This window comes from Streptomyces sp. SolWspMP-5a-2 (assembly GCF_900091845.1).
Taxonomy (GTDB): domain Bacteria; phylum Actinomycetota; class Actinomycetes; order Streptomycetales; family Streptomycetaceae; genus Streptomyces; species Streptomyces doudnae.
The window spans coordinates 1-26,800 of the sequence record NZ_FMCI01000263.1 but is presented as its reverse complement, the minus strand read 5'-3'; the positions used below and the strand labels follow the sequence as shown (position 1 = coordinate 26,800).

At 74.3% G+C, this 26,800-nt stretch carries 26 protein-coding genes and 1 pseudogene; 11 read left to right on the top strand and 16 right to left on the bottom strand.

Annotation, left to right across the window (positions count from 1 at the left end; genetic code table 11):
• Positions 1-165: 165 nt before the first annotated feature.
• The 3 genes from GA0115242_RS26735 to GA0115242_RS26725 all read right to left on the bottom strand — a co-directional run bounded on the left by GA0115242_RS26735 (position 166) and on the right by GA0115242_RS26725 (position 3,217).
• The gene (locus GA0115242_RS26735; protein WP_093832818.1) at positions 166-732 is read right to left on the bottom strand and encodes a SigE family RNA polymerase sigma factor; all 567 of its coding nucleotides are present in this window, start codon (positions 730-732) and stop codon (positions 166-168) included.
• Between the two features lie 156 nt (positions 733-888).
• The gene (locus tag GA0115242_RS26730; protein ID WP_093832816.1) at positions 889-2,349 is read right to left on the bottom strand and encodes a peptidoglycan D,D-transpeptidase FtsI family protein; all 1,461 of its coding nucleotides are present in this window, start codon (positions 2,347-2,349) and stop codon (positions 889-891) included.
• A gap of 94 nt (positions 2,350-2,443) precedes the next feature.
• Entirely contained in the window at positions 2,444-3,217 is a 774-nt protein-coding gene (locus GA0115242_RS26725) for an IclR family transcriptional regulator (protein WP_093832814.1), read from the bottom strand.
• A 142-nt stretch (positions 3,218-3,359) separates the two neighbouring features.
• Here GA0115242_RS26725 and GA0115242_RS26720 point away from each other — a divergent pair, with 142 nt between their 5' ends.
• From GA0115242_RS26720 to GA0115242_RS26700, 5 genes are all read left to right on the top strand, one after another.
• Positions 3,360-4,889, top strand: coding sequence for an aldehyde dehydrogenase (NADP(+)) (locus tag GA0115242_RS26720; RefSeq protein WP_093832812.1), 1,530 nt, complete (start codon positions 3,360-3,362; stop codon positions 4,887-4,889).
• 86 nt (positions 4,890-4,975) lie between these two features.
• Entirely contained in the window at positions 4,976-5,587 is a 612-nt protein-coding gene (locus tag GA0115242_RS26715; protein WP_093832810.1) for a DUF1349 domain-containing protein, read from the top strand.
• A gap of 36 nt (positions 5,588-5,623) precedes the next feature.
• Positions 5,624-6,139 (top strand): GNAT family N-acetyltransferase, encoded by a 516-nt coding sequence (locus tag GA0115242_RS26710; RefSeq protein ID WP_370672322.1) that lies wholly within the window; start codon positions 5,624-5,626, stop codon positions 6,137-6,139.
• A gap of 90 nt (positions 6,140-6,229) precedes the next feature.
• Positions 6,230-6,949, top strand: coding sequence for a DsbA family oxidoreductase (locus GA0115242_RS26705; RefSeq protein ID WP_093832808.1), 720 nt, complete (start codon positions 6,230-6,232; stop codon positions 6,947-6,949).
• 172 nt (positions 6,950-7,121) lie between these two features.
• Complete coding sequence (locus GA0115242_RS26700) at positions 7,122-8,171, top strand: aminotransferase class V-fold PLP-dependent enzyme (protein WP_093832806.1); 1,050 nt, start codon at positions 7,122-7,124, stop codon at positions 8,169-8,171.
• A 90-nt stretch (positions 8,172-8,261) separates the two neighbouring features.
• Here GA0115242_RS26700 and thpD read toward each other — a convergent pair whose 3' ends face one another.
• From thpD to GA0115242_RS26675, 5 genes are all read right to left on the bottom strand, one after another.
• Positions 8,262-9,149, bottom strand: coding sequence for an ectoine hydroxylase (thpD, locus tag GA0115242_RS26695; RefSeq protein ID WP_093832804.1), 888 nt, complete (start codon positions 9,147-9,149; stop codon positions 8,262-8,264).
• 7 nt (positions 9,150-9,156) lie between these two features.
• On the bottom strand, positions 9,157-9,567 hold the full coding sequence (locus tag GA0115242_RS26690) for an ectoine synthase (protein WP_093832802.1): 411 nt from the start codon (positions 9,565-9,567) through the stop codon (positions 9,157-9,159).
• Positions 9,568-9,614: 47 nt separating this feature from the next.
• Positions 9,615-10,886, bottom strand: coding sequence for a diaminobutyrate--2-oxoglutarate transaminase (gene ectB, locus GA0115242_RS26685; RefSeq protein ID WP_093832800.1), 1,272 nt, complete (start codon positions 10,884-10,886; stop codon positions 9,615-9,617).
• Between the two features lie 98 nt (positions 10,887-10,984).
• On the bottom strand, positions 10,985-11,491 hold the full coding sequence (gene ectA / locus GA0115242_RS26680) for a diaminobutyrate acetyltransferase (protein ID WP_093832798.1): 507 nt from the start codon (positions 11,489-11,491) through the stop codon (positions 10,985-10,987).
• Positions 11,492-11,948: 457 nt separating this feature from the next.
• Positions 11,949-13,049 carry a pyridoxal-phosphate-dependent aminotransferase family protein gene (locus GA0115242_RS26675; RefSeq protein WP_093832796.1) on the bottom strand — a complete coding sequence of 367 codons (1,101 nt, stop codon included), beginning with the start codon at positions 13,047-13,049 and terminating at the stop codon, positions 11,949-11,951.
• Between the two features lie 175 nt (positions 13,050-13,224).
• Between GA0115242_RS26675 and GA0115242_RS26670 the strand changes: the two genes are divergently transcribed.
• The 5 genes from GA0115242_RS26670 to GA0115242_RS26650 all read left to right on the top strand — a co-directional run bounded on the left by GA0115242_RS26670 (position 13,225) and on the right by GA0115242_RS26650 (position 18,065).
• Complete coding sequence (locus GA0115242_RS26670; RefSeq protein WP_093832794.1) at positions 13,225-14,076, top strand: transporter substrate-binding domain-containing protein; 852 nt, start codon at positions 13,225-13,227, stop codon at positions 14,074-14,076.
• The gene (locus GA0115242_RS26665) at positions 14,073-14,900 is read left to right on the top strand and encodes an amino acid ABC transporter permease (protein ID WP_093832792.1); all 828 of its coding nucleotides are present in this window, start codon (positions 14,073-14,075) and stop codon (positions 14,898-14,900) included. The genes GA0115242_RS26670 and GA0115242_RS26665 overlap by 4 nt, the downstream gene beginning before the upstream one ends.
• Positions 14,897-15,742, top strand: coding sequence for an amino acid ABC transporter ATP-binding protein (locus GA0115242_RS26660; RefSeq protein WP_093832790.1), 846 nt, complete (start codon positions 14,897-14,899; stop codon positions 15,740-15,742). Before GA0115242_RS26665 ends, GA0115242_RS26660 begins: the two co-directional genes overlap by 4 nt.
• Before the next feature lie 18 nt (positions 15,743-15,760).
• Entirely contained in the window at positions 15,761-16,852 is a 1,092-nt protein-coding gene (locus GA0115242_RS26655) for an amidohydrolase family protein (RefSeq protein ID WP_093832788.1), read from the top strand.
• Between the two features lie 304 nt (positions 16,853-17,156).
• Positions 17,157-18,065: an SCO1860 family LAETG-anchored protein gene (locus GA0115242_RS26650; RefSeq protein ID WP_161353294.1), complete on the top strand. Its 909-nt coding sequence runs from the start codon at positions 17,157-17,159 to the stop codon at positions 18,063-18,065.
• A 24-nt stretch (positions 18,066-18,089) separates the two neighbouring features.
• Here the strand turns inward: GA0115242_RS26650 and cobC are convergent, their stop codons facing one another.
• The 6 genes from cobC to cobM are packed head-to-tail and all read right to left on the bottom strand — an operon-like array spanning position 18,090 to position 24,419.
• On the bottom strand, positions 18,090-19,181 hold the full coding sequence (gene cobC, locus GA0115242_RS26645) for an Rv2231c family pyridoxal phosphate-dependent protein CobC (RefSeq protein WP_093832786.1): 1,092 nt from the start codon (positions 19,179-19,181) through the stop codon (positions 18,090-18,092).
• Positions 19,171-20,091: a sirohydrochlorin chelatase gene (locus tag GA0115242_RS26640; RefSeq protein ID WP_093832784.1), complete on the bottom strand. Its 921-nt coding sequence runs from the start codon at positions 20,089-20,091 to the stop codon at positions 19,171-19,173. Before GA0115242_RS26640 ends, cobC begins: the two co-directional genes overlap by 11 nt.
• The gene (locus GA0115242_RS26635) at positions 20,088-20,675 is read right to left on the bottom strand and encodes a precorrin-8X methylmutase (protein WP_093832782.1); all 588 of its coding nucleotides are present in this window, start codon (positions 20,673-20,675) and stop codon (positions 20,088-20,090) included. Before GA0115242_RS26635 ends, GA0115242_RS26640 begins: the two co-directional genes overlap by 4 nt.
• Positions 20,672-22,369 carry a precorrin-3B C(17)-methyltransferase gene (cobJ, locus tag GA0115242_RS26630; RefSeq protein WP_093832780.1) on the bottom strand — a complete coding sequence of 566 codons (1,698 nt, stop codon included), beginning with the start codon at positions 22,367-22,369 and terminating at the stop codon, positions 20,672-20,674. Before cobJ ends, GA0115242_RS26635 begins: the two co-directional genes overlap by 4 nt.
• Entirely contained in the window at positions 22,366-23,604 is a 1,239-nt protein-coding gene (gene cbiE / locus GA0115242_RS26625) for a precorrin-6y C5,15-methyltransferase (decarboxylating) subunit CbiE (RefSeq protein WP_093832778.1), read from the bottom strand. The genes cobJ and cbiE overlap by 4 nt, the downstream gene beginning before the upstream one ends.
• Positions 23,601-24,419, bottom strand: coding sequence for a precorrin-4 C(11)-methyltransferase (gene cobM, locus GA0115242_RS26620; protein WP_093832776.1), 819 nt, complete (start codon positions 24,417-24,419; stop codon positions 23,601-23,603). Before cobM ends, cbiE begins: the two co-directional genes overlap by 4 nt.
• A 266-nt stretch (positions 24,420-24,685) precedes the next feature.
• On the opposite strand from cobM, the gene GA0115242_RS26610 reads away from it, so the two are divergent.
• Positions 24,686-25,414, top strand: coding sequence for a ZIP family metal transporter (locus tag GA0115242_RS26610; RefSeq protein ID WP_093832772.1), 729 nt, complete (start codon positions 24,686-24,688; stop codon positions 25,412-25,414).
• A 17-nt stretch (positions 25,415-25,431) separates the two neighbouring features.
• Here the strand turns inward: GA0115242_RS26610 and cobI are convergent, their stop codons facing one another.
• Together cobI and GA0115242_RS26600 are read right to left on the bottom strand one after the other, a co-directional pair.
• The gene (cobI, locus tag GA0115242_RS26605; protein WP_093832820.1) at positions 25,432-26,163 is read right to left on the bottom strand and encodes a precorrin-2 C(20)-methyltransferase; all 732 of its coding nucleotides are present in this window, start codon (positions 26,161-26,163) and stop codon (positions 25,432-25,434) included.
• Positions 26,160-26,800: pseudogene (locus GA0115242_RS26600) on the bottom strand (cobyrinic acid a,c-diamide synthase); the annotation flags it as partial. The pseudogene GA0115242_RS26600 and the gene cobI, both read right to left, overlap by 4 nt.

The window sequence follows — 26,800 nt, the reverse complement described above, 5'->3', positions numbered from 1 at the left end:
CCCGGAGCCAGCCCCGCGCGGACGACCGGTCCGGCCGCGGCGGGTGGCCACCGGGCCGGGCCATCCCGCGCTCGATCCGGGCCAGGACGCGGGCCCGGTCGGGCTGGTGCGCGTCGGCCGCCTCGCGCAGCCGGGCGCGCAGCCGGTCGTGCGCGTCCCGCTGCGTCATCGGTCCGCTCCTCCGGTCTCGCCGCCGCGCGCCATCGCCGCGTGCACCCGCTGCGGGACGGCCCCGGGGCCGAGCAGCCGCTGCAACTCGGCCATCGCCTTGGACGTCTGGCTCTTCACGGTACCCACGGACACCCCGAGGGCGAGCGCGGTGTCCTTCTCCGACAGGTCGAACGCGTGCCGCAGCACGACGCACGCCCGCTTGCGGAACGGCAGGACGCGCAGCGCCTCCTGGACGTCGACCACCCCGGCGACGTCGGGGTTCTCGGTCCGCTCCTCGCGCTGCGACCAGAACAGCGAGATCCGTCTGCGCTCCCTGACCGCGCTGCGGATGCGGGTGCGGGCCAGGTTGGCGACCACGCCCCGGGCGTAGGCGACCGGGTGGTCGGCGGCGCGCACCCGGTCCCAGCGGTGCCACAGGGCGAGCAGCGCGTCGGCGGCCAGGTCGTCGGCCGCGTCCGCCTCGCCGGTCAGCAGGTGGGCGAGGCGGGCGAGTTCGGCGTAGTGGCGCTCGAAGAAGGCGTGGAACTCGGCCGAGGCCGCGTCGTCGACGACAGTGCCCACGGGACACCTCTCCCCATGCGTGCCATGTATATGACAGGTGATGGTCCGGGGGCGGCCCCGGGCGAGATGCGGAAGCGTAGCAGCGAGCGGCGGGGCCGCCCCGCCCCCGGCCCCGCCCGGTTCCGGACGCGGGACGGGGCGCGGGGGAGCGGGTGGTCAGCTCTCCAGCGCCGCCTTCATCATGGCCCTGGCCACCGGCGCGGCCAGTCCGTTGCCGCTGACCTCGGAGCGGGCCGCGTCCGACTGCTCGACCACGACGGCCACCGCGACCTCCTTGCCGTTCGTGTCGGAGTGCGCGTACGAAGTGAACCAGGCGTACGGGGTCTTGCTGTTGTTCTCGCCGTGCTGGGCGGTGCCGGTCTTGCCGCCGACCGTGGCCCCGCTGATCCGCGCGTTGGACCCGGTGCCGTCCTCGACGACCGTCCGCATGGCCGACCTGAGCTGCTCCGCGGTGTGCGCGCTGACGACCCGCTCGGTGGTGGCCCGGCTGTCGTCGTCCTCCAGGACGTCGCCGCCGCTGCCGGTGATCCGGGACACCATGTGCGGCGCGACCAGCTCGCCGCCGTTGGCGATGGCCGCCGAGACCATGGCCATCTGGAGCGGGGTGGCCGTCACGTCGAACTGGCCGATGCCGGTCAGCGCCGTCGACGACCGGTCCATGCCGGACGGGTACACGCTGGGGTACGCGCGCACCGGCACGTCCAGCTTCTCGTCGTTGAAGCCGAACTTCTCCGCCGTCGCCCGCACCGCGTCCTGGCCGAGGTCGACGGCCATCTTGGCGAAGACGGTGTTGCAGGAGTAGCGCAGCGCGACACGGATGGTGGCGTTCTCGCAGGGCGCGGACGCGCTCTCGTTGGGCAGGTCCCTGGTGGTGCCCGGCAGGGTGTAGGGGTCCGGGCTCGCGGTCCTGGTGTCGACGTCCGGGTAGAGCCCGTTCTCCAGCGCGGCCGCCGCCACGACCAGCTTGAACGTGGAGCCCGGCGGCAGCGGCTGGCGCAGCGCGCGGTTGGTGAGCGGCTGGTCGGGGTCGGCGTTGAGCTTCTTCCAGGCCGCCGCGGCGCTGTTCGCGCCGGTCAGCGACGAGGGGTCGTACGACGGCGTCGAGACGACCCCGAGGATCCTCCCTGTCTTCGGGTCGATCGCGACGGCCGCGCCCTTCTTGTCGCCCAGCGCGGCGGCCGCCGCCTTCTGCACGTCCGGGTCGATCGTCGTGACCACGTCACCGGGGGCGGCGCGGGCCCCGGTGACCGTGTCCATCACCGTCCTCAGCCGCGGGTCCGTGCCGTCGAGCACGTCCGCGTAGACGCCCTCCAACTGGGTCGGCGCGTAGCTCTGCGAGGCGTAGCCGGTCACCGCCGCGTACAGCGGGCCGTCCCGGTAGGTCCGCTGGTACGCCAGGTCGCTGCCGTCCGAGGTGCGCGCGGAGCCGGTGACCGACCTGCCGCCCACGATGATGTCGCCGAGCGGGTCCGCGTACGTGTCGATCGCGTTGCGCCGGTTGCGGCTGTCGTCTGCGAGGGCCCGGCCGTCGTAGAACTGCACCCAGGTCGCCCGCACCAGCAGGGCCACCACGAGGAGCAGCACGAAGACGGACGCCCGCCTGATCGTCCTGTTCATTGCGACCGGTAGGACGTCCGGGACGGGGGTGTACGTTCCCGTCCGTCCGTTTTCTCATCGGCTCCTCATGCGGCGCGCTCCCCGGCCGCGCCGCTCAGAGCCGCCGGGTCGCCAGGGTCAGCCGGTCCCGCGCGTCGAACAGCGCGTCCTTCACGAGCTGCTCGTGGGCGGGGGTGAGCCGGGCCACCGGCACCGAGCAGCTGATCGCGTCCCGGGCGGGGGTGCGGTACGGGATCGCCACCCCGAAGCAGCGCAGCCCCAGGGTGTTCTCCTCGCGGTCCACGGCGAAGCCCTGCTCGCGGATCTGGCGCAGCTCCTCGATGAGCTTCTCGCGGTCCGTGATGGTGTGCTCGGTGAGCGCCGGGAGGGTCTCCGGGAGCATCTTGCGCACCTGCTCGTCGGGGTACGTGCTCAGCAGCGACTTGCCCAGCGAGGTCGAGTGGGCGGGCAGCCGCCGTCCGACCCGGGTGAAGGGGCGCAGGTAGTGCTGGGACTGGCGGGTGGCCAGGTAGACCACGTTGGTGCCGTCGAGACGGGCGAGGTGGATGGTCTCCGTGGTGTCGTCCGAGAGCCGGTCGAGCGTCGGTCTCGCCGCCGCGACCACCTCGTCGCCGTCGATGTAGGAGGTGCCCACCAGCAGCGCGCGGACCCCGATGCCGTACCGGGTGCCCGTCGCGTCCGTCTCCACCCAGCCCAGCTCGACCAGGGTGCGCAGCAGCATGTACAGGCTGGACTTCGGGTACCCGACGGCCTCCTGGACGGACGCGAGCGAGTGCATCCCGGGGCGGCCGGCGAAGTACTCCAGCAACTCGACGGTCCGCACCGCGGACTTGACCTGTGCCCCGCCGCCTGTCTCGGCTGCCGTCATCGCCCTTGACCCCTTCGTCCGAGGAGAACCTTGAGATATCGTCTCCGACAGCATATTCATCACCAGAGACAGCGTTCAGTATATCGAACGGCCCTGGTGGATGGACCACGACCGCGGCAACACATGTGTGGAGGGACCCCCGGTGGCAGCAGCACCAGTCTGGAGCGTCGACCCCCGAACCGGGAAGCGGCGGGAACAGGTCGCGGTCGAGGCCACGGCGCAGGAGGTGGACGACGCCGTCCGCGCCGCGCACGCGGCCCGTGCCTCGCTGGCCGACCGCGCCGTCCGCGCCGCCTTCCTGCGCACCGCGGCCGAGCAGCTCGAAGCGGCCAAGGACGGACTCGTCGAGACCGCCGACGCCGAGTCCGCGCTCGGTCCGGTCCGGCTCACCGGCGAACTCGCCCGCACCTGCTACCAGTTGCGGGCCTTCGCCGACACGGTCGACGAGGGCGCCTTCCTCGACGTCATCATCAACCACCCCGACGCCACCGCGACCCCGCCCATCCCGGACCTGCGCCGCCACAAGGTGCCGCTCGGGACCGTCGCCGTCTACGCGGCGTCGAACTTCCCCTTCGCGTTCTCCGTCGCGGGCGGCGACACCGCGAGCGCCCTCGCGGCCGGCTGCCCGGTCGTCGTCAAGGCCCACCCCGACCACCCGGCCCTCTCCGAGCTGGTCGCCAAGGTGCTGCGCCGGGCCGCCGCCGCGCACGGCCTCCCCGAGGGCGTCGTCGGCCTGGTGCACGGCTTCGCGGCAGGCGTCGAGCTGGTCAGGCACCCGCTCGTCACCGCGGCCGGGTTCACCGGCTCGGTCCGCGGCGGACGCGCCCTCTTCGACGCCGCGGCGGCCCGCCCGGCGCCCATCCCCTTCCACGGCGAACTGGGCTCCCTGAACCCCGTCGTGGTCACCGAGGCCGCCGCCGACGAGCGGGCCGAGGCGATCGGCGCCGGACTCGCGGGCTCGATGACCCTCGGCGTCGGCCAGTTCTGCGTCAAGCCCGGCCTGGTGCTCGTCCCGTCCGGCGCGGCGGGCGACCGGCTGCTGACCGCGCTCACGGACGCCGTCAGCGACACCGACGCCGGGGTGCTGCTCGACCACCGGATGCGCGACAACTTCCTCGCGGGCGTCGGCGAGCGCGCCAAGCTGCCCGAGGTCGAGTCCCCGGTCACCCCGGGCGCGGGCGGCGAGCACACGGTGAGCGCCGGGTTCCTGACCGTCCCGGCCGCCAGGCTGACCGCCGACGGCGAGCACGACCTGCTCCTGGAGGAGTGCTTCGGACCGGTCACCGTCGTCGCCCGCTACAGCGACGACGCCGAGGCCGGCGCCGTCCTGTCCCGGCTGCCGGGCAACCTCACCGCGACCGTCCACCTGTCGGCCGGGGAGGCGGCGGGCGAGGGGCGCGGTCCCGCGCTGCTCGCCGAGCTGACCCCGATCGCCGGACGGGTCCTGGTCGACGGCTGGCCCACCGGTGTCGCGGTCGCCGCCGCCCAGCACCACGGCGGCCCGTACCCGGCGACGACGTCCACCTCCACCTCGGTGGGTGGCACGGCGATCGAGCGCTGGATGCGGCCGGTCGCCTACCAGGGCGTGCCGGAGGCGCTGCTGCCCGCCGAGCTGCGCGACGACAACCCGCTGGGACTGCCGCGCCGGATCGACGGACGCCTGGAACGCTGACCAGCGCCCCGGGGGCGCCGCGGACGGGACACCCCCGCCGGCGCCCCCGGGGCCGCCCGGTCCGCATCGACTGACATCATCACGGGATGGACGTGGAACTCTCCGCACTGCCCTTCGGCCTGCGCACCTACGGCCCCGACGGGAACTGGTCCTTCGAGGACGGGGTCCTCACCGGCTGGGCCGGTCCGCGCCAGGACCGGTTCGTGCCGCCCACCGGGGAGGGCCTCGACCCGGCCTCCGACGCGCCCCGGCTGCTGGGGGCGCCCCCGGCCGGGGACTTCCAGCTGATCGCCCGGGTCACCGTCGGGTTCTCGGGCGCCTTCGACGCCGGGGTCCTCTACGTCCACGTGGGCGAGCGGGCCTGGGCCAAGCTCTGCCTGGAGTACTCGCCCGACGTGCCGACCGTCTGCACGGTGGTCACCCGCGGCCACTCCGACGACGCCAACTCCTTCACCGTGGACGGCAGTTCGGTCTGGCTGCGGGTGAGCCGCACCGGCCGCGCCTTCGCCTTCCACGCCTCCCGCGACGGCGTCCGCTGGATCTTCGTGCGCCTGTTCACGCTGGGCACCGAGAAGGAGAGCGACGCGGCCCTGGTCGGCTTCATGGCGCAGGCCCCCATGGGGGAGGGCTGCGTGGTGACCTACGACCACATCGCGTACCGCCCGGCCTGGCCCGCGGACCTGCGCGACGGCAGCTGAGCGGGGCCGGGAACCGGCGGCGGTCCCGGGCACGTCCTGGAACGCGTGACCGACGCGTCCCGGCCCCCGCTGCTGATCAGAACCGTCCTGCCCGCCGAGGCACCGGCCGTCGCCGCGCTGCACCGGCGGGCCCGCGCCACCTGCCGCCCCGACGGCCCGGACGACGGCACCGACCGGACCGCCCGCTGGCGGGAGACCGTCGCCCGTCCCGACGGCGTGGTGCTCTGCGCGGTCCGCGCCGGACGGCTGATCGCCCTCGCCGCCTTCCACGCCGAGCCGCGGACCGCCCCTGACACGGTCCGGCTGGTCCAGTTCCACGTCGACCCCGACCACTGGCGCGACGGCGTCGGCACCGCCCTGCACGCCGCCTGCGTCGAGCAGTGGCAGGCCGAGGGCAGGCGCACCGCGGTGCTCGACGTCCGCGTCGGCAACATGCGCGCCCGCCGCTTCTGGGCCGCCCGCGGCTGGTCGCCCGACCCGGGGGACCCGGCGGGGGAGGAGGACCAGCACCTGGTCCTGCGGTTCCCGGTGCCGGGCCGCGCGGGGGAATGAACCCGGCTGCTTGAACGTTCATCCAGTCGGCGGAGGGTGCCTCCGTCCGGCGGAGGGTGTCTCCGTCCCCCTCGGGAGAGAGTCGAGACGATGCGGGTCGAGATCTGGTCGGACATCGCGTGTCCCTGGTGCTACGTGGGCAAGGCCCGGTTCGAGAAGGCGCTCGCCGCGTTCCCGCACCGGGACGGCGTCGAGGTCGTCCACCGGTCCTTCGAGCTGGACCCCGGTCGGGCCAAGGGCGACGTCCAGCCGGTGCTGACGATGCTCACCGCGAAGTACGGCATGAGCGAGGCGCAGGCCCGCGCGGGTGAGGAGAACCTCGGGGCGCAGGCCGCCGCCGAGGGGCTGCCCTACCGCACCGAGGGACGCGACCACGGCAACACCTTCGACCTGCACCGGCTGCTGCACCTCGCCAAGGAGCACGGCCGCCAGGACGCGCTGATCGAGCTGCTGTACCGGGCCAACTTCGCCGAGGAGGACTCCCTGTTCACCGGCGGCGAGACCCGTCTGGTCGACCTCGCCGTCGCCGCCGGTCTGGACGCCGACGCGGCCCGCGCGGTCCTCGCCGACCCGACCGCCTACGCCGACGAGGTCCGCGCCGACGAGCGCGAGGCGGCCGAGCTGGGCGCCAACGGCGTGCCGTTCTTCGTGCTGGACCGCACCTACGGCGTCTCCGGCGCCCAGCCCGCCGAGGTCTTCACCCAGGCCCTCACCCAGGCGTGGGGCGGACGCACCCCGCTGAAGCCCGTCGGCGGCGGCGACGACGCGGAGGTCTGCGGCCCCGACGGGTGCGCGGTGCCGCAGGGCTGAACCGGGCCCCGGCGCGGCCGGCCGGACGGGCGCGACGATCATGATCCGAACGCCGCAGTGCCGGTCGGCCGCGCGAACCCGCAGGTGGGAGCCGATGTATAAGCGGCCGTAAGGGGAAGCGGTCAGAAATCCGCAATGGACTGAGAGGCGCGCCGGGGCCCAGAGTGGGGGCATGGAGACCTTCGAGACCCTCGTCCGTGCCGAGTTCGCCCCGAAGAACACCTATCTGAACACCGCGAGCACCGGCCTCCTGCCCGCCAGGACCGTCGCCGCGATGCGGACCGCGATCGAGTCGGCGGCGGTCGGCAGTCCCACCGACATGTTCGCGGACGTCGAGGCGGCCCGCGCCGGGTTCGCCGGGCTGGCCGGGGTGCCGGTGCGCCGGGTGGCGGCCGGTGCCTCGGTCGCCGTCTACACCGGTCTGATCGCCGCCTCGCTGCCGCCGGGCGCCGAAGTCCTCACCGCCGAGGACGACTTCAGCTCCGTCGTGAACCCCTTCCACGTCCGCGCCGACCTCGCGGTGCGGACGGTGCCGCTGGAGCGGCTCGCGGAGTCGGTGCGGCCCGGCACCGCCCTGGTCGCGGTCAGCGCCGCGCAGTCCGCCGACGGCCGGGTGGCCGACCTCCGGGCGATCAGCGCCGCGGCCCGCGCGCACGGGGCCCGCACCTACGTCGACGCGTCCCAGGCGTTCGGCTGGCTCGACGTCGACGCGGACGCCTACGACTACTGCGCGACCGTCGGCTTCAAGTGGCTGTTCTGCCCCCGGGGCGTGGCCTTCCTGACCGTCCCCGAGGACCTCGGCGGGCTCCCCCCGCTGTTCGCGGGCTGGGTCGCGGGGGAGCACCCGTGGGACTCCTGCTACGGACCCGTCCGGGAACTCGCCCGCTCCGCACGGCGGTTCGACGAGAGCCCCGCGCTGTTCTCCTACGCCGGTGCCCGCCACTCCCTCGAACTCCTCGCGGAGATCGGCCTGGACGCCGTCCGCGCCCATGACCTGGCCCTCGCCGACCGGTTCCGCGACGGCCTCGCCGCGCTGGGGCACAAGCCGGTCCCCGCCCCGGGCTCCGCCATCGTCTCCGTCCCCGGACTCGGGCACCTGCAACCGGAGTTGAGCGCGGCCGGGATCGAGGTGTCCGACCGCGCGGGCCATCTCCGGGCGGCCTTCCATCTGTACAGCACGGCGGCCGACGTCGACCGGCTGCTGGCCGCGCTGGCCGGGTGAGGCACGCTCCCGGCGCGGGCCTGGCCGCCGAGAACGCCGACGCCGCCCGCTCCGTTGCCGGAGGGGCGGCGATCGTCGCGCGGGGCCGGGTCAGCGCACCGGGGTGAAGTCCCGGGCGCCGATGAACTCGGGCCGCCGCACCGGCGCGGAGAACGGCTCGACGGCCTCGTTCTCCACGCTGTTGAAGACGATGAAGACGTTGCTGCGCGGGAAGGGCGTGATGTTGTCGCCCGAGCCGTGCATGCAGTTGCAGTCGAACCAGGTCGCCGAACCGGCCTTCCCGGTGAACAGCTTGATGCCGTAGTCGCCCGCCATCGCGGTGAGCGCCTCGTCGGACGGCGTTCCCGCGTCCTGCATCTGGAGCGACTTCTTGTAGTTGTCCTCGGGGGTCGAACCCGCGCAGCCGAGGAAGGTGCGGTGCGACCCCGGCATGATCATGAGACCGCCGTTGGTGTCGTGGTTCTCGGTCAGCGCGATCGAGACCGAGACCGTCCGCATGTTCGGCAGGCCGTCCTCGGCGTGCCAGGTCTCGAAGTCCGAGTGCCAGTAGAAGCCGCTGGCGCCGAACCCGGGCTTGACGTTGATCCGCGACTGGTGGACGTAGACGTCCGAGCCGAGGATCTGCCGGGCCCGGCCCACCACCCGTTCGTCCCGCACCAGACGGGCGAAGACCTCGCTGATCCGGTGCACCTCGAAGACCGAGCGGATCTCCTTGGACTGCGGCTCCACGATCGAGCGCTCGTCCGCGCGGACCGCCGGGTCGGCGATCAGCCGCTCCAGCTCCTGCCGGTAGACGGCGACCTCGTCATCGGCGATGAGCTGGTCGATGGCGAGGAAGCCGTCCCGTTCGAACCCGGCGAGGTCCTGGCCGGAGATCGGGCCCGGCGCGTCGGGGGCGCCCCACAGGACCGGGTCCTGACGCGGGACGGACACCTCGGTGGCGCCGCGGCTGGGGTACAGGTCGGTGAGGGTGGTCATGGTCGCCTCACACCTCCTCGGGCTCGGGCTCGGTGAGCAGCGGGTAGACCCCGTTCTCGTCGTGGTCCTCCCTGCCGGTCACGGGCGGGTTGAAGACACAGATGCAGCGGAAGTCCTTCTTGATCCGCATCGTGTGGCGCTCGTGCCCGTCGAGGAGGTACGTCGTGCCGGGGGTGATGGTGTACTTCTCCCCGGTCTCGTCGTCGGTCAGTTCGGCCTCGCCCTCGACGCACACGACGGCCTCGATGTGGTTGGCGTACCACATCGACGTCTCCGTCCCCGCGTAGAGGATCGTCTCGTGCACGGAGAAGCCGACCCTCTCCTTGGCGAGGATGACGCGCTTGCTCTCCCACGTGCCGGACGCGGCCTTCACGTGCCGGTCGGTGCCTTCGATCTCCTTGAACGAACGGACGATCACGGTGTTGCGATGCCTCCTAGGTGAATGGTTCCCGGCCCCGGGCGGGGTCAGGCGGTCTCGCGGACGGCCCGCGCGAGGATGCTGAGGCCCTCGTCGAGCTCGTCGCTGGTGACGGTGAGCGCCGGGAGGAGTTTCACGACCTCGCTCTCCGGGCCCGACGTCTCGATGAGCAGACCCAGCTCGAAGGCCCGGTGGGCGATCCGCCCGGCCCGCTCCTTGTCGGCGAACTCCATGCCCCACACCAGGCCGCGGCCCCGGAACTCCTTGACGGCGCCCGGGTTCTCGTCGGCGATGGCGGCGAGCTGGCGCTCGACCTGCTCCCCGCGGGCCCGGGTCTGCTTCTCCATCGCGGGCCCGTCCGACCAGTAGGTCTCCAGGGCGGCGGTGGCGGTGACGAAGGCCGGGTTGTTGCCGCGGAAGGTGCCGTTGTGCTCGCCCGGCTCCCAGATGTCCAGCTCGGGCTTGAACAGGCACAGCGACATGGGCAGGCCGTAGCCGCTGATCGACTTGGACACCGTCACGATGTCCGGGACGATGCCCGACTCCTCGAAGGAGAAGAACGCGCCGGTGCGCCCGCAGCCCATCTGGATGTCGTCGACGATCAGGAGCATGTCCTGACGCTCGCACAGCTCGGCCAGCGCGCGCAGCCACTCCGGGCGCGCGACGTTGATGCCGCCCTCGCCCTGCACGGTCTCCACGATCACCGCGGCGGGCTTGTTGAGTCCTGAGCCCTGGTCCTCCAGGAGCCGCTCGAACCAGAGGAAGTCGGGGATCTTGCCCTCGAAGTAGTTGTCGAAGGGCATCGGGGTGCCGTGCACCAGCGGGATGCCCGCACCGGCCCGCTTGAACGCGTTGCCGGTGACCGCGAGGGAGCCGAGCGACATGCCGTGGAAGGCGTTGGTGAAGGAGACGATCGCCTCGCGGCCCTTCACCTTGCGGGCCAGCTTCAGCGCGGACTCGACGGCGTTGGTGCCGGTCGGGCCGGGGAACATGACCTTGTAGGGCAGGTCGCGGGGGCGCAGCACCAGGTTCTGGAAGGACTCCAGGAAGGCGCGCTTCGCGGTGGTCGACATGTCGAGCCCGTGGGTGACGCCGTCCCGCTCCAGGTAGTCGATCAGCGCCCGTTTCAGGACCGGGTTGTTGTGCCCGTAGTTCAGTGATCCGGCACCGGCGAAGAAGTCGAGGTACTCGTGACCGTCCTCGTCGTACATCCGGCTGCCGTGGGCTCGGTCGAACACGGTCGGCCAGCCGCGGCAGTAACTGCGTACCTCCGACTCCAGGGTCTCGAAGACGCTGAGGTCGGGCTGGGTGATGGTCACGACGAATCGCTCCTCGGTGCGTGGGGGTCAGAGAGGGAGGGAGGGAACCGATGGGTCCCGCGGGGTTCCCGCGCGGGCGCGGCGGGTTCCGCGGGAGGTCAGCGGGCGAGCGGCCCGATGCGGTGCAGCACCTCGGGCTCGTGCGGTCCGTCCGGGAACAGCCCGGTGCCGAACAGCACCTCCCGCTCCAGCCGCGCGCCGTGCCGCTCGGCGAACGACGCGAACAGCCGCTCCGAGGCGGTGTTGCCCGGAGTGATGGTGGTCTCGACGGTGGTCACGCCCAGCTCCGCGACGGTCCTGGCGGCGAGCCCGTCGAGCAGGGCGCCCGCGAGCCCGCGTCCGCGGTGGCTCTCGTCCACCGCGACCTGCCAGACCAGCAGGGTGCGGGGCTGGTCGGGTCGTACGTAGCCGGTCACGAAGCCGACCGGCGTCCCGTCCTCGGCGCGGGCCACCACGGAGGTCGCCGCGAAGTCGCGGCACCACAGCAGGTAGCTGTACGACGAGTTCAGGTCGAGTGCCTTCGAGTCCCTGGCGATCCGCCACAGCGCGGCGCCGTCCGCCAATGACGGACGGTCGATTTGCAGTTCTGCTTGTGCGGCAGTCATGCAAATTGAACTTACCTGGGGGAATTAAAAAATGCATGGCGGGGGCGGGGTGCGGTTGGCGTGTGCGTGTGTTATCACGCGGGCGTGAACGATCACCGCGCAGGGGTGCAAATCGACCCGTCTTGTCCGGTATTTACTGGACAAAATGGGCGTGGTGTGGAACGCGTCACAACACGGCAACCCTGCCGAGATGTGCCAGAATTACTCTGCCTGGTGTTCGCGGAACCTTTGTGTTTAGGTCCCGGGAAAGCGGGCAGAAGAATATGGGGAATCACCCTCTGTGGAATTCTGGAATAGCCAGTAATTCAAGTTCCGGCCGGTTCTCCGGAACGCGTGGAGCGTGCGGAACGCCCGGGGCACCCGGCCCCGCCGCTCCTTCCCGGGCCGCCTTCTCGGCCTCTCACCCCCTCGGCCGCCTGACCGCGCGGCCGCCCCGCCTCGCTCGGGATCCCGCCCGCTAGCGCCAGGCCGCCTCCGCCGCTTCGAGCGCCGCTTCCAGGCGCACCGTGACACCGTGCGCCGTCAGGGCGGTCGCCAGGGACGTCAGGGCCGCCAGGACCGTCCCCCGGGTGGCCTGCGCGCCGTAGTGGTTGACGCGGATCATCTCCTTCGCCAGCGCGCCGCCCCCGGCGGCCAGCGCGAGCGCCGGGTCCGCCGCCAGGGCGCGGGCCACCAGGTCCGACGCGGCGACGCCGGCCGGGGCCCGCAGCGTGGTGGCGACCGGCGCCGCGTCCCGCGCCTCGCGCACGTACGGCTCCAGGCCCCCGCCCAGCGCCAGCGCGCCCGCCCGGGTCGCGGCGGCGGCCGCGCGGTGCCGGTCCATCACGGTCTCCGGCCCCTCCGCCTCGATCCGCTCCACGCACGCCTCCAGCGCGAGCATCTCCAGCTGTGCCGGAGCGTGCGGCAGCGCCCTGCGCCCGCCGTCGGTCCAGCGCTCCTTCCAGTCGAGCAGCGAGAGGTAGGAGCGGCGCGGGGCCGCCGGGTTGGCCGCCATCCGCGCCCACGCCCGCTCGCTCACCGACACCGCGGAGACGCCCGCGGGCCCGCCCATCGCCTTCTGCGCCCCGATGACGCACAGGTCGACGCCCCAGGCGTCCGGCAGCACCGGCTCGGCCCCGACGGAGGCCACCGCGTCCAGGTAGAACAGCGCGCCGTGCTCCCGCGCGACCTCGCCCACCGCGGCGACCGGGTTGGTGTTGCCGGTGGCCGCCTCCGCGTGCACCAGCGAGACGAAGTCGATCCCCGGGTGGGCGGCGAAGGCGTCCCGGACCTGCGCGGCGGTGACGGCGGTGTGGAACGGCACGGCGAGGTCGATCACGGTGGCGCCGCAGTCCCGCAGCCAGTCGCCGAAGGTCTGCCCATAGGGGCCGGTGATGACGTTCAGCGCGGTGGTGCCGGGTCCCGCGGTGGCCCGGATCGCCCCCTCCAGCGGCAGCAGCGCCTCGCCCTGCATGATCACGACGTCCTGCTCGGTGCCCAGCAGGCGTGCCACACGGTCCTCGATCGACGCGAAGCGCGCCGCGGTCAAGGGGGCCAGGTCCAGGAACGGATGGGTCACGGCGGTGCTCTCTTCTTCTGCACGGGGTAGAGGTGACGAGCGTAACCGGCGGCCGTTTCCCTCCCCATTGGCGACTTCCTAGGTCAAACCGCCCTTTCACCCTCGGTTCTATTTGAGAGACCCCAAGATCTCCTTATAATCCGAACCCTGTTGTCACCCCCACCGGAGGTCCCCCGTGAACACCGTCCCCGGCCGCAGGGCCCGTGTCCTGGCCGCCACCACCGCGACGGCCGGTCTGCTCCTGGTCGCCGGCTGCTCGTCGGGCGACGGCGGCGGCTCGAAGACCGCGGGCGGGGTGCCGCTGGCCAAGGCCGGTCAGCTCACCACCTGCACCCACCTGCCCTACCCGCCGTTCCAGTCGGAGATCGACGGCAAGGTGCAGGGCTTCGACGTGTCCCTCGTCGACCTCGTCGCCAAGAAGCTCGGGGTGCCGCAGCAGATCCGCGACACGCCCTTCGAGAACTTCAAGACCGGCGCCTTCCTCAACTCCGGCGACTGCGACCTGGCCGCGGCCGGCATGACCATCACCGACGAGCGCAAGAAGAACGTCGACTTCTCCGTGCCGTACTTCGACGCCACCCAGGCCGTCCTGGTCGGCCGCGGGAGCGGCATCACCTCCTTCGCCGGGCTCAAGGGCAAGAAGGTGGGCGCCCAGGCGCAGACCACCGGCGAGGACTACGCCCGGGAGAAGGGCCTCGACCCGGTCTCCTTCGAGTCCTCCGACGCCGTCCTCAACGGGCTGCGCACCGGCCAGGTCAAGGCCGTCGTCATCGACTACCCGGTCGTCCAGGGCTGGTTGAAGAACAAGGCCGACGCCGCCGCCTTCAAGGTCGTCGACAACCTCGACACCGGCGAGCAGTACGGCTTCACCGTGCGCAAGGGCAACACCAAGCTGCTCGCCGCCATCGACAAGGCGATCACCGACGCCAAGGCCGACGGCACCTACAAGAAGCTCTACGAGCGGTGGATCGGCCCCTACGACGACGGCGCCGCCACCGTCTCCTCCTCGCCGTCCGCCGCCTCGTGACCGGCACCCAGGCGCCGCCGCGCGCCACAGGACTGACGCGGCGTCAGAAACGGCGTCTGTCCCGCGGGGCGCAGTACGTCGTCTTCGTCGCCGCCGTGGCCGCCTGCGCGGCGGCGGCCGACTGGGGGCGGCTGCGCAACCAGTTCGCCCAGGGCGGCATCGCCCGCCAGATGTTCCCCGACGTCATCACGCTGGCCCTGAAGAACACCGTCCTGTACACGCTGTCCGGCTTCGCCGTCGGCCTGGTCCTCGGCATGCTGATCGCCCTGATGCGGCTGTCGTCCGTGGGCCCCTACCGGTGGTTCGCCGGGGTGTACATCGAGATCTTCCGCGGACTGCCCGCCCTGCTGATCTTCATCTTCATCGGCGTGGCCGTGCCGCTCGCCTTCCCCGGCACCGAGATCCCCGGCGGGACTTACGGCAAGGTGGCCCTCGCGCTCGGACTCGTGGCCGCCGCGTACATGGCCGAGACGATCCGCGCCGGCATCCAGGCGGTCCCCAAGGGCCAGATGGAGGCGGCCCGTTCGCTGGGGTTCTCGCCCGCCCGCGCCATGGTCTCCGTCGTCGTGCCGCAGGCCTTCCGGATCATCCTGCCGCCGCTCACCAACGAACTCGTCCTGCTCTTCAAGGACTCCTCGCTGGTGCTGTTCCTCGGCGTCACCCTCGAGGAGCGCGAACTGTCCAAGTTCGGACGGGACCTGGCCAGCCAGACCGCCAACTCCACCCCCATCCTGGTGGCGGGTGTCTGCTACCTGCTGGTGACCGTGCCGCTCGGCTTCGTCGTGCGCCGCATGGAGGCCAAGGCACAGGAGGCCGTGAAATGAGCCGTCAGGACACCGCGGCGGCGGAGCCCGAGATCCGCGTCGAGGGCCTGTACAAGTCCTTCGGCGCCAACGAGGTGCTGCGCGGCATCGACCTGGAGATCGGGCGCGGCGAGGTCGTCTGCGTCATCGGCCCCTCCGGTTCGGGCAAGTCCACCCTGCTGCGCTGCGTGAACCTCCTGGAGGAGCCCGACCGCGGCCGGGTGCTGGTCGGCGGCACCGAACTCACCGACCCGGACGTCGACATCGACGCCGCCCGGCGCCGGATCGGCATGGTCTTCCAGCAGTTCAACCTCTTCCCGCACCTCACCGTGACCGCCAACCTCACCCTGCCGCAGCGCCGGGTGCTCGGCCGGAGCCGGGCCGAGGCGGCGCGGGTGGCCGCCGAGAACCTCGCCCGGGTCGGGCTCGCCGAGAAGGCCGACGCCTACCCGGCGGCCCTCTCCGGCGGCCAGCAGCAGCGCGTCGCCATCGCCCGCGCCCTCGCCATGGGCCCCGAGGTGATGCTGTTCGACGAGCCGACCTCGGCGCTCGACCCCGAGCTGGTCGGCGACGTGCTCGCGGTCATGCGGATGCTGGCCCGCGACGGCATGACGATGATCGTCGTCACCCACGAGATGAGTTTCGCCCGCGAGGTCGCCGACCGGGTCGTCTTCATGGACGGCGGGGTGGTCGTGGAGGACGGCGCCCCCGCCGACGTCATCGGCGCCCCGCGCCACGCGCGCACCCGCGACTTCCTCTCCCGGCTGCTCGACCCGGCCCGCGCCGCGCTGCCGGGTGAGCCGGAGGCGACGGGGGAGGCGGGAGAGCCGGAGAAGGAGGCGGACGGCGCGGCCGCCGGGTAGCTCACTAAGGTGCGGTGCATGAGCGATCACCCGGTGCTGCACGTGAAGGGCGGGATCCTCGTCGGTCCTGACGAGGTCCGCGACGAGCTGTGGGTCGTCGGCGGCCGGATCAGCCTCGACCGGCCGGCGGGCGCCCGCGACGTCCGGACCGTCGAGGGCTGGGCGCTGCCCGGCCTGGTCGACGCGCACTGCCACGTCGGGCTCGGCGCCCACGGACCCGTCGACCGGGACACCGCCGAGAAGCAGGCGCTGACCGACCGGGACGCCGGGACCCTGCTGATCCGGGACGCGGGGTCGCCCTCCGACACCCGCTGGGTCGACGGGCGCGACGACCTCCCGGAGATCGTCAGGGCGGGCCGGCACATCGCCCGCACCCGCCGCTACCTGCGCGGCTACGCCCACGAGATCGAGCCGGACGACCTGGTCGCCTACGTCGCCCGGGAGGCGCGGCGCGGGGACGGCTGGGTCAAGCTGGTCGGCGACTGGATCGACCGCGACCTCGGTGACCTGTCGGCCTGCTGGCCGCGCCGGGCCGCCGAGGCGGCGATCGCCGAGGCCCACCGGCTCGGCGCCCGGGTCACCGCGCACTGCTTCGCCGAGGAGTCGCTGCGCGACCTGGTGGAGGCGGGCATCGACTGCGTCGAGCACGCCACCGGACTCACCGAGGAGCTGATCCCCCTCTTCGTCGAGCGCGGCGTCGCGATCGTCCCGACCCTCGTCAACATCGCCACCTTCCCGGATCTCGCGGCGGGCGGCGACGCCAAGTTCCCGCGCTGGTCGGCCCACATGCGGCGGCTGCACGCCCGCCGCCACGACACGGTGCGCGCCGCCTACGACGCGGGCGTCCCGGTCTACGTCGGCACCGACGCGGGCGGCACCCTGCCGCACGGGCTGGTCGCGGCGGAGGTCGCCGAACTGGTCACGGCGGGCATCCCGGCGCCGGACGCGCTCGCCGCGACGACCTGGTCGGCCCGGCGCTGGCTCGGACGCCCGGGACTGACCGAGGGCGCCCCCGCGGACCTGGTCGTCTACCCCGGGGACCCGCGCGCGGACGTCCGGGTCCTGGCCGCCCCCACCCGGGTGGTGCTGAACGGCCGCGTGGTGGTCTGACCCCGGTGTCCGGGACGGGCGGTGACGGCACGTCATCCCGTTGCCCCGGGACGGGTGTTGACCGCGCGTGACCCGGGGGCGGTGCGGCGCGTTGTGCACCCCGTCTCGCGCGCGGGAGGGTCAACCGGCGTATTCGCACAGGATGCGGGGCCGAAGTGAAACCGTGGAACGGCCGGGCCACAGGATTCGAAAGCGTTCGCGGAAACCCCACGAAGGGGTGAAGTCACGCAGGATCGCCGCCTGTTCACTCTTCGTGCGTAATTCTTGCCGGGTCCCAAGAAGCTTCTACTGGGGGTCCCACACCTTGAACGGCACCAACTTCCGCATGCCCGCACGCCGTCTCGCCGCCGTCGCGGCGGCCACCGCCCTGACCGCCGCTCCCGCGGTCCTGGCCGGCGCGGGCTCCGCGCACGCGACCACCGACCACGGTCGCGCGAGCGCCGTCGTCCTGCGCACCGGGCTCGACGTGTCGCTGCTCAACAAGACCGTGAACGTCCCGCTCGCGGTCTCGCTCAACGAGGTCGAGGCGCCGCGCAGCGCAGAGAAGACGGCACTGTCCGCCACGCTCGACGGCGTCGACGGCGGCAGGCCCTTCAGCGTGCTGAGCGCCGACGTCGCCACCGCGAAGGCCGACGTCACCGCCGCCCGCGCCGAGGGCTCCACCCGCCTCGCCCACGCCCGGCTGCACGTCCCCGGGCTGCCGCTGCTCTCCCTCGTCGAGGTCGAGGAGGTCACCTCCGAGGCGGTCTGCGCGGCGGGCCGCACCCCCGTCGCCACCTCCAACCTGCTCGGCGCGGTCACCGTCCTCGGCAAGAAGGTCACGCTGACCGCGGGCGGCACCACCGACGTGCGGGTGCCCGGCGTCGGCGAGGTCAGGCTCGACCTGTCGCGGACCGAGCACACCTCGCGCACGGCCGCCGCGACCGCCCTCGAACTGAAGGTCTCCGTCAACCCGTTGAAGCTCAACGTCGCGGAGGTCGAGGGCACCGTCACGCTGGCCAGGGCCACCTGCGAGGCGCCGCCCGCGCCGGCCCCGGAGAGCCCCGCGCCGACCACGGAACCGGCCGGGACCGAGCCGCAGGGCGGCAAGACGCGGGAGAACCTCGCGGAGACCGGCGGCGACGCGTCGACGCCGTACGTCGCGGCCGGTGCCGCCGCCCTGGTGGTGGTCGGCGGCGGCGCGCTCGTGCTGGCCCGCCGCGGCCGGAGCTGACCCGGTCCGACCGGCGGGCCCGCCTCACCCCGCCGGTCGGCTCTGCTCCGCGGCCGCCTGCGTGATCGCCCGTTCCAGCGCCCGCAGAAACGCGTCCGTGGTCGTCCTGTCCCGGACGGCCACCCGCAGCCACTCCCGGTCGAGACCGGGGAAGGTGTCCCCGCGGCGCACCGCGAACCCCAGGGCGCGCAGCCGTCGCCGTACCGCCGCGGCCCGGGGGAGGCGCATCAGCACGAAGGGCGCCTCGGCGGGACTGGCCACCGTGACGCCGTGCCCGGCCAGCGTGCCGAGCCCGGCGAGCAGCCGCTCGCGGTCGGCGGCGATCCGGTGCGCCGCGTGGGCCGCCTCGGCGACGGCGCGCGGGCCCACGCAGACCTCGGCGGCGGCCAGCGCGGGCGTGGAGACCGGCCAGAGCGGCTGGGCCCGCTCCAGCGCGGCGACCGTCTCCGGGTCGGCGAGCACGTACCCGACCCGCAGCCCCGCCAGGCCCCAGGTCTTGGTCAGGCTGCGCAGCACCACGAGGCCGGGCACGTCCGTCCGCCCGGCCAGCGCCTCCCGCTCACCCGGCACCGCGTCCATGAACGCCTCGTCCACGACCAGCGTCCGCCCCGGGCGGGCCAGCGCGGTGAGCGCCCCGGCCGGGTGCAGCACCGACGTCGGGTTGGTGGGGTTGCCCACCACGACCAGGTCGGCGCCCCCGGGCACCGCGCCCGGGTCGAGCCGGAAGCCGTCCGCCGCGCTCAGCAGCACCCGGTCCACGGTGTGCCCCGCGTCCCGCAGCGCCGCCTCCGGTTCGGTGAACTGCGGGTGCACCACCACCGGGTGACGCACCTTCAGGGCCCGCGCCAGCAGCACGAACGCCTCGGCGGCGCCCGCCGTCAGCAGGACCCGCTCCACCGGCAGCCCGTGCCGCGCCGCCACCGCCGCCCGCGCGGCCCGCCCGTCCGGGTAGGCCGCGAGGCCGGTCAGCGACGCCGCGACGTGCTCCCGCAGCCACCCGGGGGGCGTGTCGGCGCGGACGTTCACCGCGAGGTCGACGAGGGCGGCGCCGTCGTCACGGATCTCGGCGTCACCGTGGTGGCGCAGATCGTGCCCGGCGCCGCCCTCAGTGGGCATGCGCGTGACCGCCGTGATGGTGCCCGTGGTGGTGGCCGTCGTCGTCGGGGTGGAAGTGCGGCTGCTGGGCCATCCCCACCTTGTCCTCGAAGCCCGGCAGCGCGATCCGGTACACGCACGCGTCGCAGTTCATCCGGACGTCACCGGCGACCGCCTCCCGGTAGCGCTCCATCACCAGGTCGAGCAGCTCCGGCTCGGGCCCGATGACGTCGGCGCAGCGCACGTCCGCCTCCGGGTGGGCGGCGGCCCAGCCCTCGGCCTGCTGGCGCACCCGCTCCGGCAGGATGCCCGTGAACAGGAAGTAGGGCAGGACCACGATGCGCCGGGCGCCGAGCCGCACGCACCGGTCGAGGCCGCCCGGCACGTCCGGCGCGGCCAGCGACACGAACGCCGTCTCCACGCCCGCGTACCCGCGCCCCTCCCACAGCAGCCGGGCCGCCTTGTGCACCTCGGCGTTGGCGTCCGGGTCGGTGGAGCCGCGCCCGACGAGCAGCACGGTCACGTCGGCGCGGTCGGCGGGGCTGCGGCCGGCCGAGCCGAGCACCTCGTCCAGGCGCCGCTCCAGCACGTCGAGCAGCGCCGGGTGCGGGCCGAGCGGGCGCCCGTAGGTGTACGAGATCCCGGGGTGGCGGTCCCGCTCGCGGGAGAGCGCGGCCGGGATGTCGCCCTTGGCGTGCCCGGCGGAGACCAGCATCAGCGGAACGGCGGCGAACCGGGTCGCGCCCCGCTCCACCAGCTCGCTGACGGCCTCGCCGAGCGGCGGCGGGGACAGTTCGATGAAGCCTCCCGCGACGGGGAGTTCGGGGTGGCGGCGGCCCAACTCCCGTACGAAGTCGCGGAACGCCTCGGCTCCGGCCTCGTCCCGGGTGCCGTGTCCGGCGATGAGCAGGGCGGGCGGCGGGGTGGTCACGGTTTCTCCTCGGTGGGAATCGGGTGGTACAGCAGTGCGTTGAGGGCGGCGGCGGCGACCGCCGAACCGCCCTTCTCGGACACGTTGCTCACGGCGGGCAGCCCGCTCGCGCGCAGCGCGGCCTTGGACTCGGCGGCCCCGACGAACCCGACGGGCAGGCCGATCACGAGCGCGGGCGCCGCGTCCAGGACGAGCAGTTCCTCCAGGGCGGTCGGCGCGCAGCCGATCACCCACACGGCGCCGGGCCCGACCTGTTCGTGGGCGAGCCGGACGGCGTGCGCCGACCTGGTCAGCCCCGGCCCCGCGACGGCGTCCCTCAGCCGGCAGACGGTCTCGCGCCGGGTGATCCCGGCGGCGACCATCTCGACGTCGACGACGACCGGCGCCCCCGCGTGCAGGGCGGCGTGCGCCCGCACCAGGTCGGCCTCGGCCAGCACGAGGTCGTCGGCGTAGTCGAGGTCGGCCGCCGAGTGGATGACCCGCTCGACCACCGCCCGGGTCAGCGGCGGCAGCGCGGAGGTGTCGAGGCGGGCCCGCAGGCGCCGGAACGACTCCTGCTCGATCGGGTGGATCACACGGTTCACCTGGGCTCCTCCTGCCAGCGGTAGCCGCGCGGGGTCACCATGCGGCCCGCGATCTCACGGGTCGCCGTGTTGCCCACGGTCACGACGGTCATCATGTCGACCCACGCCGGGTCGAGTTCACCCAGGGTGGTCAGTCGGCTGGATTCGTCCGCCCGTGACGCGTTGCGCACCACGCCGACCGGCGTGCCGGGCTCCCGGTGCCCGGTGAGGACCGCCAGCGCCTTCGGCAACTGCCAGTCGCGGCCCCGGGAGCGCGGGTTGTAGAAGGTGACCACGAGGTCGGCCTCGGCCGCCGCCCGCACCCGCCGCTCGATGACCTCCCACGGCGTGTGCAGGTCGGAGAGGCTGATCGAGACGTGGTCGTGGCCCAGCGGCGCGCCCAGGATCGCCCCGGCGGCCAGCGCGGCCGTCACCCCGGGCACCCCGACGACGTCGATGTCGCGGGTGGCCTCGGCGAGCGCGGGCGACGCCATCGCGTACACGCCCGCGTCGCCGCTGCCGATCAGCGCGACCGCCCGCCCGGCCCTGGCCTCGGCGACGGCGGTCCTGGCCCGCTCCTCCTCGGCGCCGAGCCCGGACTCCAGGACCCGGGTGCCGGGCCGCAGCAGGTCGCGGATCTGGTCCACGTACTGGTCGAGCCCCACCAGCACCGAGGCGCGGCGCAGTTCGGCCCTGGCGCGCGGGGTGAGCAGGTCGCGGGCGCCGGGTCCGAGCCCGACCACCGCGAGCCGCCCGCGCCCGGGGCGCCGCACCACGGCACAGGTCGCCATGGCGGGCGAGGCGGCCGACTTCCGCTTGGGGACGAGGAGTTCGCCCCCGCCGAGGAGCGCGGCGGCCTCGGCGACCGACGGGGTGCCGACGGCGGCGAGCGGCGCGGCGGACGGGTTGGGCACCTCGACGCGCGCCAGCTCCCCGGCCGGGTGGGTCACCAGCGGCACGCCGAGCCGCTCGGCGGCGGCCAGCAGGCCGGGCTCCCGCGACTTGGCGTCCACGGTGGCGAGTTCGGCGACCGAGCGGGCCGAGAGCCCGGCCTCCGCGAGGGCGTCCCGGATCAGCGCGAGCACCTCGTCCGCCGGCGCCCCCCTGGAGGCGCCGACCCCGACGACCAGCGTCGGCGGCCGCAACAGCACGTCCCGCGGCCCCGGTTCGACGGCCCGGTCGGTCACCGTGACCGTGTACCCGTGCTCCTGGCCGCTCCCGGCGCCGGTCACCGGAAGCGCCGGGAGCGGCCAGGCGACCTCGGTGCGCAGGGCGACCGGCTCACCGTCCAGGAGCGCCCGGGAGACGGCCGCGACGGCGCCCTCGGCGGGCAGCCCGAGGGTGTCGAGCCCCGGCAGGTCCACCGCGTCGGTCGCCGTCGTCACCACCGGCTCGGCGCCGAGCAACGCGCCCACCTCGCGGGCGAGTTCGTTGGCGCCGCCGCCGTGGCCGCCGAGCAGCGACACGGCGAACCTGCCGCCCTCGTCGACGCAGACCACCCCGGGGTCCGAGGTCTTGCCGCCGAGCAGCGGGGCGAGCAGCCGCACCACCGCGCCGGTCGCCAGGAAGCACACCACCTGCGCGCACTCGGCGAACGCGGCCCGCACGGCGTCCCCCGCGGGACCCTCGTACACCCGCGTCCGCTCCGGCCACGCCGCGGCCAGCCGGTCGCGCGCCACCGCCCCCGCCGCGGTGACGGAAATGAGGCCGATCACTGGACAACTCCTTCGACAGACGCGCGGGGCCGCTCGCCCCACAGCAGGAACACGGGATTGGTCGCCGCGAGCCGGGTCACGTCCCCGGGCAGCGGGGCGAGCCGCGACGACTGGAGCAGCACCCCGTCACAGGTGAACCCGGCACCAGTGAGCGCCTCGCGGGCCGCCGGGACCCGGTCGAGCGCGGCCAGCGCCACCACCACCGTACGGCGGGCCCGGCGCGCGCAGGCGGCGACCACCGCGGGCAGCTCGCCGCCGCCCCCGCCGACGAAGACGGCGTCCGGGTCGTCGAGCCGGGTCAGCACCACCGGCGCCTCGCCGTGCACCACCGCCACCTCGACGCCGTGCGCCGCCGCGTTGGCGCGGATCCGCCCGACCCCGTCCGCGGTCTTCTCCACGGCGGTCACGGCCGCACCGAACCGCGCGCACTCCACGGCCACCGAGCCCGAGCCCGCGCCGACGTCCCACACCAGGTCGCCCGGCCGCGGCCCGAGCCTGGCCAGCGCCAGCGCCCGCACCTCGAACTTGCTGATCATCGAGTCGCGGTGGGTGAACGCCGACTCCTCTAGCGCCCACCGGGACGGCCCGGGGCCGGGCCCGGCGAGGGTGCGCGCGGGCCCCGGCGCCCGCGCCGGGTCGAGACACAGGACGACGTTCACCGCCGTCCCCCAGTCGCGGGCCGCGGCCTCCGCCGCCGTCACCCGCTCCACCCGCTCGCGCTCCGGGTCGCCCAGCGCGCTCGCCACCACCAGCACCCGGTCGCCGGGCAGCGCGGCGGCCAGCTCGGCCGGGCCCGCGCCGGGACCGGTCAGCACCGCGGTCTTGGGCCGCGCCCGGCACACGTTGACGGCGGTCCGCAGATCCCGCCCGTGGGCGCTGACCACGGCCGCGTCGTCCCAGGGCAGCCCCAGCCGGGCGAACGCCGCGGCGACCGACGACACCCCGGGCCGCACGTCGAGCAGCCCGGGGCCGAACCGCTCGGCCAGTGCCCGCACGATCCCGAAGAACCCGGGGTCGCCGGAGGCCAGCACCACCACCGGGTGCTCCTTCGCCACGTGCGCGGCGACGGCGTCGAGGGCGGGCGCCAGCGGCCCGAGGACCACCCGCTCCGCGCTCTCCGGCAGCGTCACCGCGTCCAGATGGCGGTGCCCGCCGACGACCAGCGCGGCGCCCGCCAGGACGTCGGCGGCGACGGGCGCGTCCGGCCCGGTGCCGGTGCCGACGACGGTGATCATGTGCTCGCCCCCCGCTCCCGCAGCTCACGGCGGGCCTGCGGGTCGGCCTTGCGGAACCCGTGGAAGTGGCCGGGGTGGTACAGGTGCGAGCGGGTGCCGCGCGCGTCCAGCGCCGGGCCGACCAGGAACAGGGTGTGCTTCCAGAGCCGGTGCTCCTTCACGGTCTCCTCCAGCGTCCCGACGGTGCACCGCACGATCAGCTCCTCCGGCCAGGTCGCCTGGTAGGCGACGACGACCGGGGTGGACGTCGGGTAGCCGCCCTCCAGCAGCTCCCGCACGAGCTGGCCGCTGCGGGCCGCCGACAGGAAGACCGCCATCGTCGTGCCGTGCCGGGCGAACTCGCGGACCTCCTCGCCGGGCGGCATCGGCGTCTTGCCGCCGCCCAGCCGGGTCAGCACCACCGACTGCGCCACCTCGGGGATGGTCAGCTCGCGCCGGGCGAGCGCGGCGACCGCCGAGAACGCGGAGACGCCGGGCACCACCTCGGTGGCGATCCCGATCGCCTCGCACCGGTCGAGCTGCTCCTGGGTGCCGCCCCACAGGGCCGGGTCGCCGGAGTGGACGCGCGCCACCCGCAGCCCGTCCCGGTGGGCGCGCTCGTAGACGGCGACGACGTCCTCCAGGGACATGGTCGCCGAGTCGAGGATCTGCGCGTCGGCGCGCGCGTGGTCGAGGATCTCGGCCTGCACCAGGCTCGCGGCCCAGATCACCACGTCGGCGTCGCCGATGGCGCGCGCGGCGCGGAAGGTCAGCAGGTCGGCGGCGCCGGGTCCGGCACCGACGAAGGTCACCTTGCCGGTGGGGGCGTCGGCCATGGGGAGGGGTCCTCTCGTCACGTCTCTCACGGTCCTGCGGGTGGTGCGGGTGGTGCGGGTGGCACGGGTGGCACGGGTGGTGCGGGTGATTGCGGTGCTACAGGTGCTTCCGGTGGTGCGGGCGTCCCGGATGCCGCGGAGCCCGCGGAGAGCGCCGGTACCGGGGACGGCGCCGAGGCCGCCGGGGGCGCTGTCCGGGGTGGGCGCGGTCCCCGCGGCACCCGAGAAGGTGCGCGGAGGGCGCCCGATCGGATAGCAAGGGGCCTATGGCGGTCCTTGTCGCGCTCGGCGCGTTCCTGATGACGCTGGCCGGCGGCTGGACGGCGCAGCGGGTCACCGACCGCCGCCATCTGGTCCTGGGCCTCGCGGGCGGCCTGATGCTCGGGGTGGTCGGCCTCGACCTGCTGCCGGAGGCGCTGAAGGCGGCGGGCGTCGAGGTCTTCGGCGTTCCGGCGGCGCTGCTGCTGTTCGTGACCGGGTTCCTGCTGGCCCATCTGGTGGAACGGCTGCTCGCCGCCCGGCAGGCCGCGCACGGCGCCGAGGAACCCCGCGGGCGGGCCCCCGAGGTGGGCCTGACGGCGGCCGGGGCGATGGTCGGGCACAGCGCCATGGACGGTGTCGCGATCGGCGCGGCCTTCCAGGTCGGCGGCGGCATGGGCGCGGCGGTCGCGCTGGCCGTCGTCGCCCACGACTTCGCGGACGGCTTCAACACGTACACGCTGACCAGCCTGTACGGCAACGCCCGCCGCAAGGCGCTCGCCATGCTCTTCGCGGACGCCGTCGCGCCCGTCGTCGGCGCCGCCTCCACCCTCTTCGTCACGATCCCGGCCGCGGCGCTCGGCGGCTATCTCGGCCTCTTCGGCGGCGTGCTCCTCTACCTGGCCGCCGCCGAGATCCTCCCCGAGGCCCACCACGAGCACCCCGCCCGCTCCACCCTGCTGTGCACGGTCGCGGGCGTGGGCTTCATCTGGCTGGTGGTGGGCATCGCCGGCTGACGCCCCCGCGCGCGGGCTCACAGCTTTCCGCCACGCCCTCCGTCGCGCCGCGCGGGAGCGATCAGCGTCGACAGGTACGGCAGCGCCGCGCCGTCCAGCTCGGCGGCGGGCCTGATCGACTCGTCGGGCAGCCCGAGCGCCGAGCCCCACACCGCGTCGTCGAGCCGCCCGGTCTCGCGCAGCGCCTCGGCCACCTCACCGGCCTGCCGCCCGAACTTGTACGCGACGACGGTGCCGGGCCCGGCGAGCGCCTCCTTGAGGACGGCGGCGCCCGCGGTCACCGGGACCAGCGTCAGCGGCTCGGTGCCCTCCGTCAGCACGGCACCGGACCGGGCCGCGAGGTCCTGCATGGCGGTGATCCCCGGCACGGTCTGCACGGCGGTCCCGGGCACCAGCTCCCGGACGGTCTGCGCCAGATAGGTGAACGTCGAGTACACGTTCGGGTCGCCGATGGTCGCGAAGGCGACGGACCGGTGCTCCCGCAGCAGCGCGGCGACCCGCCCGCCCGCCGCGTCCCAGGCCGCCTCGCGCCGCGCCCGGTCACCGCGCTCGTTCAGCGCGAAGACCACCCGCACGACCTTCTCGGCGCCCACGTAGTGCAGCACGGTCGCCTCCGCGCGCCCGCGCTCCCCGGTGTCCATCACCGGGACGACCACGACGGCGGCGGCGCGCAGCGCGGCGACGCCCTTCACGGTCACCAGCTCCGGATCACCGGGACCGACCCCGACCCCGACCAGCGTGCTGCTCATGACGTCCGGCACCTCTCCACGAACCGACGGGCCGCACCGGGCTCGGACGCCCAGTGCGTATGCAGATAACTCGCGTGCACACTGTCCTGCACGAACCCCTCGACGCGCCGCGCGGGGGTCCGCACGCCCCAGGCGGGCGACGCGCCCGCCCCCGGCTCGACGACCGTCCGGTGGAACTCGTGCCCCCGCATCCTGGTCCCGGCCGCGGCCAGCACGCTGTCGCTCACCGCGACCGCGTCCCGGTAGCCGAGGGTCAGCCGCCCGCTCATCCTCGCGGAGGCGTCCAGCACCCCGCACATCGGCAGCCCGTCCAGCTCCCGGCACAGGTACAGCAGCCCGGCGCACTCGGCGGCGAGCGGGCCGCCGCGCGCGGCGAGCGCGGCGACGTCGGCGCGCAGCCCCTCGTTGGCGGACAGCTCGGCCCCGTACACCTCGGGGAACCCGCCGCCCAGGACCAGCCCGCGGGTCCCCTCCGGCAGCGCCTCGTCCCGCAGCGGGTCGAACACGACGACCTCGGCCCCCGCGGCCGCGAGCAACTCGGTGTGTTCGGCGTAGGAGAAGGTGAACGCGGCCCCGCCGGCGACGGCGACCCTGACCGGCCCGGCGTCCGCGTCCGCCCCGCCGGGCACCGCGGGCC

Bases quoted from the DNA above. Each gene is read 5' to 3' on its own strand.
- ectA (WP_093832798.1), bottom strand. From the start codon at position 11,491: ATGACTGCCGCACAAGCAGAACTGCAAATCGACCGTCCGTCATTGGCG.
- cobC (WP_093832786.1), bottom strand. From the start codon at position 19,181: ATGCCCACTGAGGGCGGCGCCGGGCACGATCTGCGCCACCACGGTGAC.
- GA0115242_RS26705 (WP_093832808.1), top strand. From the start codon at position 6,230: ATGCGGGTCGAGATCTGGTCGGACATCGCGTGTCCCTGGTGCTACGTG.
- GA0115242_RS26730 (WP_093832816.1), bottom strand. From the start codon at position 2,349: ATGAACAGGACGATCAGGCGGGCGTCCGTCTTCGTGCTGCTCCTCGTG.
- cobI (WP_093832820.1), bottom strand. From the start codon at position 26,163: ATGAGCAGCACGCTGGTCGGGGTCGGGGTCGGTCCCGGTGATCCGGAG.
- GA0115242_RS26700 (WP_093832806.1), top strand. From the start codon at position 7,122: ATGGAGACCTTCGAGACCCTCGTCCGTGCCGAGTTCGCCCCGAAGAAC.
- cbiE (WP_093832778.1), bottom strand. From the start codon at position 23,604: ATGATCACCGTCGTCGGCACCGGCACCGGGCCGGACGCGCCCGTCGCC.
- GA0115242_RS26715 (WP_093832810.1), top strand. From the start codon at position 4,976: ATGGACGTGGAACTCTCCGCACTGCCCTTCGGCCTGCGCACCTACGGC.
- cobM (WP_093832776.1), bottom strand. From the start codon at position 24,419: ATGGCCGACGCCCCCACCGGCAAGGTGACCTTCGTCGGTGCCGGACCC.
- GA0115242_RS26655 (WP_093832788.1), top strand. From the start codon at position 15,761: ATGAGCGATCACCCGGTGCTGCACGTGAAGGGCGGGATCCTCGTCGGT.
- thpD (WP_093832804.1), bottom strand. From the start codon at position 9,149: ATGACCACCCTCACCGACCTGTACCCCAGCCGCGGCGCCACCGAGGTG.
- GA0115242_RS26725 (WP_093832814.1), bottom strand. From the start codon at position 3,217: ATGACGGCAGCCGAGACAGGCGGCGGGGCACAGGTCAAGTCCGCGGTG.
- GA0115242_RS26610 (WP_093832772.1), top strand. From the start codon at position 24,686: ATGGCGGTCCTTGTCGCGCTCGGCGCGTTCCTGATGACGCTGGCCGGC.
- GA0115242_RS26660 (WP_093832790.1), top strand. From the start codon at position 14,897: ATGAGCCGTCAGGACACCGCGGCGGCGGAGCCCGAGATCCGCGTCGAG.